Source organism: Nocardia sp. NPDC005366, assembly GCF_040606855.1.
Classification (GTDB): Bacteria; Actinomycetota; Actinomycetes; order Mycobacteriales; family Mycobacteriaceae; genus Nocardia.
The window spans coordinates 35,508-44,275 of the sequence record NZ_JBEXFQ010000043.1 but is presented as its reverse complement, the minus strand read 5'-3'; the positions used below and the strand labels follow the sequence as shown (position 1 = coordinate 44,275).

Genomic DNA, 8,768 nt, shown 5'->3' with positions numbered 1-8,768 from the left:
CCCACCGGTACCGGTGGGATGCGGGGCTTTTCGCTTGTCCGTCTAGCGGACGGTATGAACGATCAGCACATCGGAGCGCGATTTGCGCGCCACATCCGAAGGCACCGAACCGAGCAGCCGTCCCGCGAGGGTGTTCAGCCCGCGGTTGCCGACCACGAGCAGATCGGCCTGCACCTCCTTGACGAGGTCGAGCAGGGAGTCGACGGGCTCGCCGACGATGGCGCGTTCGACGATCTCCTTCGCACCCGCCGCGGTCGCGCGGTCACGCGCGATCCGCAGGATCTCGCTGGTGGGCGCGGAGCCGCGCACCTGGTATGCCTCGTCCTTGAGCACGTCGGCGGCGGCGGCCACGTCACGGTCGTCGGTCGGATAGAAGGCACAGGCCACGACGAGGGTCGCGCCCGCGTCGCCGGCCAGCGAAGCGGCCTTCTCGACGGCGACGTACGACGAGTCCGAGCCATCGGTACCGACAACAATGGTCCGGTAGGCGGTCATAAGTCCTCCAACTATGCGGGTCGGGTGCCTGCAACAGCGCTACCCGGACGAGTCGGGGGGCACCGGTGCGGCGACTGCGCTCGACCCTAGCGGCAAAACACCCGGAAATTTCAAAAATCGCAACACATCACACTTGCCGATGTCGCGGCTTTCCTCGCCGACAGTTCATCGACGGAATCCACACGGCCCGAACTACCAGGGCCGATTCAATTGCCGGGAGCCAATTCTGTGACCCATCACAGACTCGGCGAACCCGGTTGCCGCACTGGGATATTCATCACAGCGGCGACTCGGAGAGACCGCTGCCGACCGGCCGGACTACCTCCCGACCGGAAAGACTTTTGCAGTAACTTCGTTACGCGATCGTACCGAATTCTTCGCGTATTCCAACGGCGCCATTCCGACCTCCGCGGTGAACTCACGGGAGAAATGCGCCTGGTCGAAGTAGCCGAGTTCGGCGGCGAGCGCGGCCAGATCCTCGGTTCGGCCGCGGGCGAGCAGGTCCGCGCCGTCCTGCAGGCGGTAGCGGCGCAGCACCCATTTCGGTCCGGCCCCGACATAGCGCCGGAACATGCGCTGCAGTGTGCGAACCGGGATACCGAACCGGGCGGTGACCTGATCGACCCGCGTCAACTCGAGATCGTGTTCCATCGCCGCGACGACGCGCAGCACGAGTAGGTAGGTCGGGTCGTCCAGGAACGGACGGCAGGCGAAGAATTCCTCGACCAGGGTCCGGCGTTCGGCATCGGATGATGCCTCCAGCACACGTTCGGTCAGCCCGGCGGACTCGGGTATTACATCGGGCAGCTCGACGGCGGTATCGCGGAACGCGCCGACATCCAATCCGGTATAGGCGCCGAAACCTCCGGCGCGGAAACGGATGCCGAATGTCTCCCCGACGCCGCTGAGTTCCCGAATGTATTTGGTGGTGGCGACCCCGTTGACGAATCCGCCGGTACGGGTCCGCGTGCGTTCGAAAGTGATGTTCACGCACGGATAGGACAGCACCTCGGCGAAATACGGCGAACGTCCGCGCAGATCCCAGCGCACCGACCAATACCACTCGATGAAGCGCTCGACCGCCGGTCCGGCGGACAGTCGCGCCAGCGTCCGGTGCCTGGCCTGCTCATCCGGGTGCAGGATCCCCTTGACGTCGTCCGGCCCGGGGACGCGGCCGAGGGTCCCGAGCGCGTCAGACACGGTGTCGCATTCTTACAAGACCACGCCGCGGCGGTCGACGAGAGTTGTTCCCATGACCGATACAGCGAATTCGACGGTGAATCCCATCCCCGACGGCTACCACTCGATCACCTGTTTCCTCGCCGTTCCCGACGGCGGGAAAGCGATCGAGTTCTACAGCGCCGTCTTCGGCGCACAGGTGCTCAGCCGCAACGATATGCCCGACGGGCAGCCCGCCCACGCCGAGCTGAAGATCGGCGACTCGACCCTGCAGATGGGCATGCCCATTCCGGAGAACGGCGTGCTCGCTCCCAACGGCGAGTGGGTGCACACCTCGATGGTGCACTACTGCCCCGACGTCGACGCCGTCATCGAGCGTGCGATCCAGCACGGCGCGCGCAGCGTGGAATCGCCGCAGACGTTCGTCACCGGTGACCGCTACGGCGTGGTCATCGACCCCTTCGGCCACCGATGGGTGGTGATGACCAGGGTCGAGGACGTGTCGCGCGAGGAGGCCGAGCGGCGCGTGAACGAATGGATGGCGACGCAGGGCTGAGCACTGGGACCGGCCGGTGCTCAACTGAGCCCGGCCGCGTCCATGCCACGCAATTCCTTCTTCAGATCCGCGATCTCATCGCGCAACCGACCTGCCAGCTCGAACTGCAATTCCCTTGCGGCGTTCATCATTTGCGCCGTGAGTTCCTTGACCAGGTCGGCGAGTTCGGCGCGCGGCATCGACTTGATATCGCGCCCCTCGTACACTCCCGCGCTCACCGCCCGGCCCGGCTCGCCCTGGGCACGCCTGCCGCGACTGGCATTGCGACCGGAGCCGCCGACCGCGACCTCGTCGTCGGCCTCCTGATACACCTGATCCAGGATGTCGGCGATCTTCTTGCGCAACGGCTGGGGGTCGATCCCCTTCTCCGCGTTGTAGGCGACCTGTTTGGCCCGGCGGCGTTCGGTCTCGTCGATCGCGTGCCGCATCGAGTCGGTGATCTTGTCGGCGTACATGTGAACTTCGCCGGATACGTTGCGAGCCGCGCGGCCGATGGTCTGGATCAGGCTGGTGCTGCTGCGCAGGAACCCCTCCTTGTCCGCGTCGAGGATCGCCACCAACGACACCTCGGGTAGATCGAGACCCTCGCGCAGCAGATTGATGCCGACCAGCACGTCGTATTCGCCCAGACGCAATTGACGCAGCAATTCCACGCGGCGCAGGGTGTCGATCTCCGAATGCAGGTACCGCACCCGGACGCCGAGGCCGAGTAGATAGTCGGTGAGATCCTCCGACATCTTCTTGGTCAGGGTGGTGACCAAGACCCGCTCGTTCTTGTCGGTGCGCACGCGGATCTCGTGGACGAGATCGTCGATCTGGCCCTTGGTCGGTTTCACCACCACGTGCGGATCGACGAGACCGGTCGGGCGGATGACCTGCTCGACCACCTCGCCGCCCGCCTGACCCAGCTCGTACGGGCCGGGGGTCGCCGAGAGGTAGACGGTCTGGCCGATGCGATCGGCGAATTCCTCCCAGGTGAGCGGCCGATTGTCGATGGCCGACGGCAGCCGGAAACCGAACTCGACCAAATTCCGTTTGCGCGACATATCGCCCTCGTACATGCCGCCGATCTGCGGGACCGTCACATGCGATTCGTCGATGACGAGCAGGAAATCCTCGGGGAAGTAATCGAGCAGGGTGGCGGGGGCGGATCCGGCCGGACGACCATCGATATGGCGCGAATAGTTCTCGATGCCGGAGCAGAAGCCGACCTGCCGGATCATCTCGAGGTCGTACTGGGTGCGCATCCGCAATCGCTGTGCCTCGAGCAGTTTGCCCTGCCGTTCCAGTTCGGCCAGCCGCTGCTCGAGTTCCCGCTCGATATCGCCGACCGCGCGTTCCATCCGATCGGGGCCGGCCACGTAGTGGGTGGCGGGGAAGATCCGCAGCACATCCACCTGACGCACCACATCACCGGTGAGCGGGTGCAGGTAGTACAGCGCCTCGATCTCGTCGCCGAAGAATTCGATGCGCACCGCGAGCTCCTCGTAGGAGGGGATGATCTCGACGGTATCGCCGCGCACCCGGAACGAGCCGCGCGCGAAGGACATGTCGTTGCGGGTGTACTGCACGTCGACCAGCAGGCGAAGCAGCGCGTCACGGTCGATTTCCCCGCCCACCTCGAGTTGCACCGACCGATCCAGATAGGACTGCGGGGTACCGAGACCGTAGATGCACGACACCGAGGCGACAACCACCACGTCACGCCGCGAGAGCAGGCTGGACGTCGCGGAGTGACGCAGCCGCTCGACATCGTCGTTGATCGAGCTGTCCTTCTCGATATAGGTATCGGTCTGGGCGATATACGCCTCGGGTTGGTAATAGTCGTAGTACGAGACGAAGTACTCGACGGCGTTGTTGGGCAACATCTCCCGCAGCTCGTTGGCCAACTGCGCGGCCAGCGTCTTGTTCGGCGCCATCACCAGCGTCGGCCGCTGCAATTTCTCGATCAGCCAGGCGGTGGTCGCCGACTTGCCGGTGCCGGTGGCGCCGAGCAGCACGACATCGCGCTCCCCCGCCTCGATCCTGCGCTGCAATTCGGCGATGGCGGCGGGCTGGTCGCCCGCCGGACGATGCTCGCTGACCACCTGGAAACGGCCGTCGGCACGCTCGATCGCACCGACCGGCCTGAACTCCGAATGCGCGAGCGGCGTCTCGCCGTGGGATCGGCTCTCGTAGCCCTCGGCCGGAATCTCGGTTGCGAATGCCATGGTCACCAGCCTAAGCCTCGCCACCGACAGATTTCCTCCCGCGCGTGGCGGCCGAGCGGGTGACCCGCACGCTCTGAGCGCTACGTCGCATACCACGACAGGTCTGGAGATCCCACTCCGGGAGCTGCGCGAGGCCTGTGATATTCGTAACGTCCACAGGGACGCGACGGTTCGACGATGGAGGGGCTCGATGAAACCGCAGTACATGTATCGGTGGGTCAACAATCACGGTGTGATCCGCCTGTTCAAGAAGACGCTACTCCGTCGCGGTGATCTGTTCGCGCGGTTGAACGGCAGCGCGGAGGGCATCGAGAATCCGTACGCCCTGATCGAGGAGATGCGCGGGGAGGGCGGGTTGCACCGGACCCTTCCGGTATGGACCACCTTCGATCACGAGATGGTCCGGGAGATACTGCGCGACAACCGTTTCGGTGTCGGTATACCGACCGTGTTCGGCATAACACGGCCCGTGCTGCGCGCGCTGGAGCGCCGACCCCTCCCGCCGAACCCGGTGGATCCGCCGTCGATGCTGGTGATCGACCAGCCCGAGCACACCCGGATGCGTAAACCGGTCACCGCGGCCTTCACCCCGCGTGCCGTCGCCCGGCTGCGCGACCGGATCGAGACGGTCACGGAGGAACTGCTCGCGGCGCTCCCCGACGACGGGCCCACCGATCTGGTGGCGCGGTACGCGGCGCAGGTGCCCATCGCCATCATCTCCGAGATGCTCGGCTTCCCCGACTCCGACCGCGAGATGTTCCTGCGCTGGGGCGACGACATCAGTCCGTTGCTCGACATCGGGATCTCCTGGCGGACGCATCAGCGGGCGATGGAATCCTCGGAGCGGCTGCACCGGTATCTCGTCGAGCACGTCGAACGTCTCCGCGCCGAACCCGGCGACGACATCCTCAGCAGCCTGGTCACCGCGGGCGATCTGTCCACCTACGAACTGTGCGCGTCGGCGACCCTGCTGATGGCCGCGGGTTTCGAGACCGCGGTCAATCTGATCGGCAAGGGCATCATCCAGCTGCTGCGCCACCCCGATCAACTGGACCGGTTGCGCGCCGAACCGGAACTCTGGCCCAATGCGGTGGAGGAGATCCTGCGGATCGATCCGCCGGTGCAGACCACCGCTCGCACCACCCGTACGGCGCTGGAGATCGGCGGCACCCGGTTGCGCAAGGGGTCGATCGTGGTGCTGTCGCTGGCAGGCGCGAACCGCGACCCCGCCGTGTTCACCGACCCGGCCCGTTTCGACATCACCCGGGCCAACGCCAAGAATCATCTGTCCTTCAGCAGCGGTATCCACGTGTGCCTCGGCGCCGGTCTGGCCCGGATGGAAGCGGCCCACGCCCTGCGCGCGCTGTTCGAGGCCTTTCCGGACCTGCGATTGACCGATCCGCCCACCCGGCGGCCCCTGTTCACCCTGCACGGTTACGAGCGCCTCCCCGCGCACACCGGTCAGCGCGTCCGCGGCCGCCAGCCCATCGGCTGACCCGCGCCCGCCATGTGGTCGTGGCCGGAACAGGGATTCGAGGTCAGCGCACCTCGGCGGACACCGAGACCGCTCGCCCGGGATCGCGAAACATACCGGGCGGCAACTCTATTCGCCGGTGCACCGAATTTTTCGCCACCCGCGCCGACCCCGCCGGGTGTAGCCTGATCTGGTTGCCGAACCTGCTGAAGGACTCGCCATGAGCGCTCTGGTTCCCCTGCTCGTCGCCGCACCGACGATGACCGGAATCGCGGGATATATGGCCCGTGATCTCCGATCGAACAACGTCATCGCGCCACAGGATCCCCCGGGAAATCCGGTACGCAGACCGGCCGTCGAATATTTCGACCTCACGGACCTGACCTGTACCGACAGCAGGGGTTACATCACGCAGGTGGATCGCTGCCACCGGGAACCGTGGGGTCTCTACGTCTCGCGCGCCGCCGACCAACCGAAACGGCGTCACACGGAGATCTGGCTGCTCCCCGATCCGGGGATCAGGGCCACCAGGGAACACGGGCGAGAGGCCCGGTTCGGCAACCACGACTACCGGCTCGACATCGGCGAATTCTGCGAGGTCACGCCGAAACGCTGGCGTGCGGTCGACCTCTACCTCGATATCGTCGTGCGCCAGGGCAGGCCCGCCGAATTACATGGCGCCGAGCAACTGCTCGCCGCGCACGCCGCCGGATTCGTCGACGCCGCGCGGGCCCGGTGGGCCTTCGATCGGGCGACGGCGGTGGTGGACGGATGCGCGTCGCACGGGCACGATGTCGAGCAGTGGCTTGCGTCCGAGGGCATCGCGCTCACCTGGATGTAGCCCACTCTCCGCCTGCCGGACTCGACGCGGGCCATACCCCGGTAGATTCTGAGGACATGACACAGGCACCAGCAGTGGACGTGCACCGGCCGAAGGTCGAGTACTTCGATATCGCGAGCCTGACCAACACCGACCCCAAGGGATTCATCCGGGCGGTCGAGCGGTACCACGTGGAATCGTGGGGCCTGTACATGGCGCGAACCTCCGATCATCCGCAGTTCCACTACATCGAATCGTGGCTGCTGCCGGACCTGTCGTTGCGGGTGACGGTCTTCCACTACCACCCGGAACATCAGCGCGATCAGGACTACTACCTCGATCTCGGCGAGTTCACCCGGGTCAGCGCCGATCGATGGAAGTCGGTGGACCACTACCTCGACATCGTGGTGCGCACCGGACGTGAGACCGAACTACTCGACGTGGACGAGTTACTGGCCGCGCATACCGCCGGACTGCTCGGCGCCGCCGAATCGCAGGCGGCGATCGAGCGTGCCGCCGCCGCGATCGACGGCATCGCGGCCAACGGATATTCGCTGGAGCGCTGGCTGGAATCCCTCGGGATCACCCTCACCTGGAAATAGCTCCGGCCCCACCCGAACGCCACCCATTGACAACCTCGATCGTGCGGTGCATCATTTAACCATTCAGTTAATTAGCTAGGTGGTTTAATAATGCCATGACGGGCGATGAACTCAGCAGAACCTTCGCGGCACTCGCGGATCCGACCAGACGGGCGATCCTCGCTCGCCTGGCCGACGGCGAAGCCACGGTGACCGAACTCGCGGAACCGTTCGCGATGAGCCTGCCCGCCATCTCCAAGCACCTGAAGGTGCTCGAACGCGCCGGGCTCATCACCCGAGGGCAGCACGCCCAGTGGCGCCCGTGCCGATTGGACGCGGCGCCGCTCGGCCCCGCGTCCGATTGGCTGGACCGATACCGGAAGTTCTGGGAGGGCCGATTCGACCGCCTGGACGAACACCTGCACCGCATACAGAAAAAGGAGGGCGACCAGTGACCGAACTGCTCGATCTGCCCCAGGGTGACGTGCGCCTACTCGAGACCGATGGCGCGCGGCGACTGCTCGCGGCGAATCTGCCCGCGCGCCTCGCCTTCACCGCCGCCGACGGCACCCCGAGAGTGCTGCCGATCAATTTCTGGTGGAACGGAACCGAATTGATCATGACCGGTTTCGCGCCTTCCAAGAAAGCGCGAATGTTGCGTCTGCGACCCGACGTCGCGATCACGATCGATACCGATTCCCTGCCGCCGGAAGCGCTGCTGATACGCGGCCGAGCCGAAATTCACGAAATCGACGGATTGGCGCCGGAGTACGCGCAGGCGATGAATAAAGGCGGAGCCGAGGCGAACGCCGACAACCTCGAGTTCCTCCGCGCGATGCGGCCTCGCATGGAGCGAATCGTCGTGCGCCCCACCTGGGTCGGTTACCTGGACTTCCAGAACCGTTTCCCCGCAGGCGCGCCCGACTGGATGAAGGGGCCGCGGAGCCGCACGCCGCATCCCGGCCACCAGGACTGACACGAATCCACCACCCCCGAGAGGACTTTCGACATGAGCGACCGTGAATTCACCATCGTCCGCGTCTTCGACGCACCCCGTGAGCTGGTATTCCGGGCCTGGCTCGATCCGGATCAACTCGTGCGGTGGGCCGGTCCGCACGGATTTTCGACCCCGCGCGACACCATCGTCGTCGAGCCGCGCGTCGGCGGACGCTACGACTCGGTGATGGTCTCCGACACCGACGGCGCCCGCTACCCCAGCGCCGGGGTGTTCCGGGAGATCGTCGAGCCGGAACGCCTGGTGTTCACCTGGGGCGATCCGACGGGCGACGGCGGCGCCGAGCACGAATCGGTCGCCACGGTGACCTTCGCCGAAACCGACGCGGGTAAGACCACCATGACATTCCACCTGCTCGCCCCCGGACCGCTCAGCCCGGAGGACGGCGCGGAAGAAGGGTGGGGCCAGAGTCTGGACCGATTGGTCGCGCTGTTCTGA

Annotated in this window: 10 protein-coding genes; 7 read left to right on the top strand and 3 right to left on the bottom strand. The window is 65.8% G+C overall.

Features of this window, described 5'->3' with window-relative positions:
* Nucleotides 1–42 precede the first annotated feature (42 nt).
* Together ABZS43_RS32420 and ABZS43_RS32415 are read right to left on the bottom strand one after the other, a co-directional pair.
* On the bottom strand, nt 43–495 hold the full coding sequence (locus ABZS43_RS32420; RefSeq protein WP_355039803.1) for a universal stress protein: 453 nt from the start codon (nt 493–495) through the stop codon (nt 43–45).
* Nucleotides 496–813: 318 nt separating this feature from the next.
* Complete coding sequence (locus ABZS43_RS32415) at nt 814–1,695, bottom strand: helix-turn-helix domain-containing protein (RefSeq protein ID WP_355039802.1); 882 nt, start codon at nt 1,693–1,695, stop codon at nt 814–816.
* Between the two features lie 52 nt (nt 1,696–1,747).
* On the opposite strand from ABZS43_RS32415, the gene ABZS43_RS32410 reads away from it, so the two are divergent.
* On the top strand, nt 1,748–2,230 hold the full coding sequence (locus ABZS43_RS32410; protein WP_355039801.1) for a VOC family protein: 483 nt from the start codon (nt 1,748–1,750) through the stop codon (nt 2,228–2,230).
* A 20-nt stretch (nt 2,231–2,250) separates the two neighbouring features.
* On the opposite strand, the gene uvrB is transcribed toward ABZS43_RS32410, so the two are convergent.
* Nucleotides 2,251–4,440 carry an excinuclease ABC subunit UvrB gene (gene uvrB, locus ABZS43_RS32405; RefSeq protein WP_355039800.1) on the bottom strand — a complete coding sequence of 730 codons (2,190 nt, stop codon included), beginning with the start codon at nt 4,438–4,440 and terminating at the stop codon, nt 2,251–2,253.
* 190 nt (nt 4,441–4,630) lie between these two features.
* On the opposite strand from uvrB, the gene ABZS43_RS32400 reads away from it, so the two are divergent.
* The 6 genes from ABZS43_RS32400 to ABZS43_RS32375 all read left to right on the top strand — a co-directional run bounded on the left by ABZS43_RS32400 (nt 4,631) and on the right by ABZS43_RS32375 (nt 8,768).
* The gene (locus ABZS43_RS32400; protein ID WP_355039799.1) at nt 4,631–5,935 is read left to right on the top strand and encodes a cytochrome P450; all 1,305 of its coding nucleotides are present in this window, start codon (nt 4,631–4,633) and stop codon (nt 5,933–5,935) included.
* 199 nt (nt 5,936–6,134) lie between these two features.
* The gene (locus tag ABZS43_RS32395) at nt 6,135–6,755 is read left to right on the top strand and encodes a hypothetical protein (RefSeq protein WP_355039798.1); all 621 of its coding nucleotides are present in this window, start codon (nt 6,135–6,137) and stop codon (nt 6,753–6,755) included.
* 56 nt (nt 6,756–6,811) lie between these two features.
* Complete coding sequence (locus ABZS43_RS32390; protein WP_355039797.1) at nt 6,812–7,336, top strand: DUF402 domain-containing protein; 525 nt, start codon at nt 6,812–6,814, stop codon at nt 7,334–7,336.
* A 95-nt stretch (nt 7,337–7,431) separates the two neighbouring features.
* Nucleotides 7,432–7,770, top strand: a complete 339-nt coding sequence (locus ABZS43_RS32385; protein WP_355039796.1) for a metalloregulator ArsR/SmtB family transcription factor — start codon at nt 7,432–7,434, stop codon at nt 7,768–7,770.
* The gene (locus tag ABZS43_RS32380; RefSeq protein ID WP_355039795.1) at nt 7,767–8,291 is read left to right on the top strand and encodes a pyridoxamine 5'-phosphate oxidase family protein; all 525 of its coding nucleotides are present in this window, start codon (nt 7,767–7,769) and stop codon (nt 8,289–8,291) included. The genes ABZS43_RS32385 and ABZS43_RS32380 overlap by 4 nt, the downstream gene beginning before the upstream one ends.
* Before the next feature lie 33 nt (nt 8,292–8,324).
* Nucleotides 8,325–8,768, top strand: a complete 444-nt coding sequence (locus ABZS43_RS32375; RefSeq protein WP_355039794.1) for an SRPBCC domain-containing protein — start codon at nt 8,325–8,327, stop codon at nt 8,766–8,768.

What these genes read in the sequence shown, in the direction of transcription:
- ABZS43_RS32400 (WP_355039799.1), top strand. Translation starts at nt 4,631, where the DNA reads ATGAAACCGCAGTACATGTATCGGTGGGTCAACAATCACGGTGTGATC.
- uvrB (WP_355039800.1), bottom strand. Translation starts at nt 4,440, where the DNA reads ATGGCATTCGCAACCGAGATTCCGGCCGAGGGCTACGAGAGCCGATCC.
- ABZS43_RS32410 (WP_355039801.1), top strand. Translation starts at nt 1,748, where the DNA reads ATGACCGATACAGCGAATTCGACGGTGAATCCCATCCCCGACGGCTAC.
- ABZS43_RS32385 (WP_355039796.1), top strand. Translation starts at nt 7,432, where the DNA reads ATGACGGGCGATGAACTCAGCAGAACCTTCGCGGCACTCGCGGATCCG.
- ABZS43_RS32420 (WP_355039803.1), bottom strand. Translation starts at nt 495, where the DNA reads ATGACCGCCTACCGGACCATTGTTGTCGGTACCGATGGCTCGGACTCG.
- ABZS43_RS32375 (WP_355039794.1), top strand. Translation starts at nt 8,325, where the DNA reads ATGAGCGACCGTGAATTCACCATCGTCCGCGTCTTCGACGCACCCCGT.
- ABZS43_RS32390 (WP_355039797.1), top strand. Translation starts at nt 6,812, where the DNA reads ATGACACAGGCACCAGCAGTGGACGTGCACCGGCCGAAGGTCGAGTAC.
- ABZS43_RS32395 (WP_355039798.1), top strand. Translation starts at nt 6,135, where the DNA reads ATGAGCGCTCTGGTTCCCCTGCTCGTCGCCGCACCGACGATGACCGGA.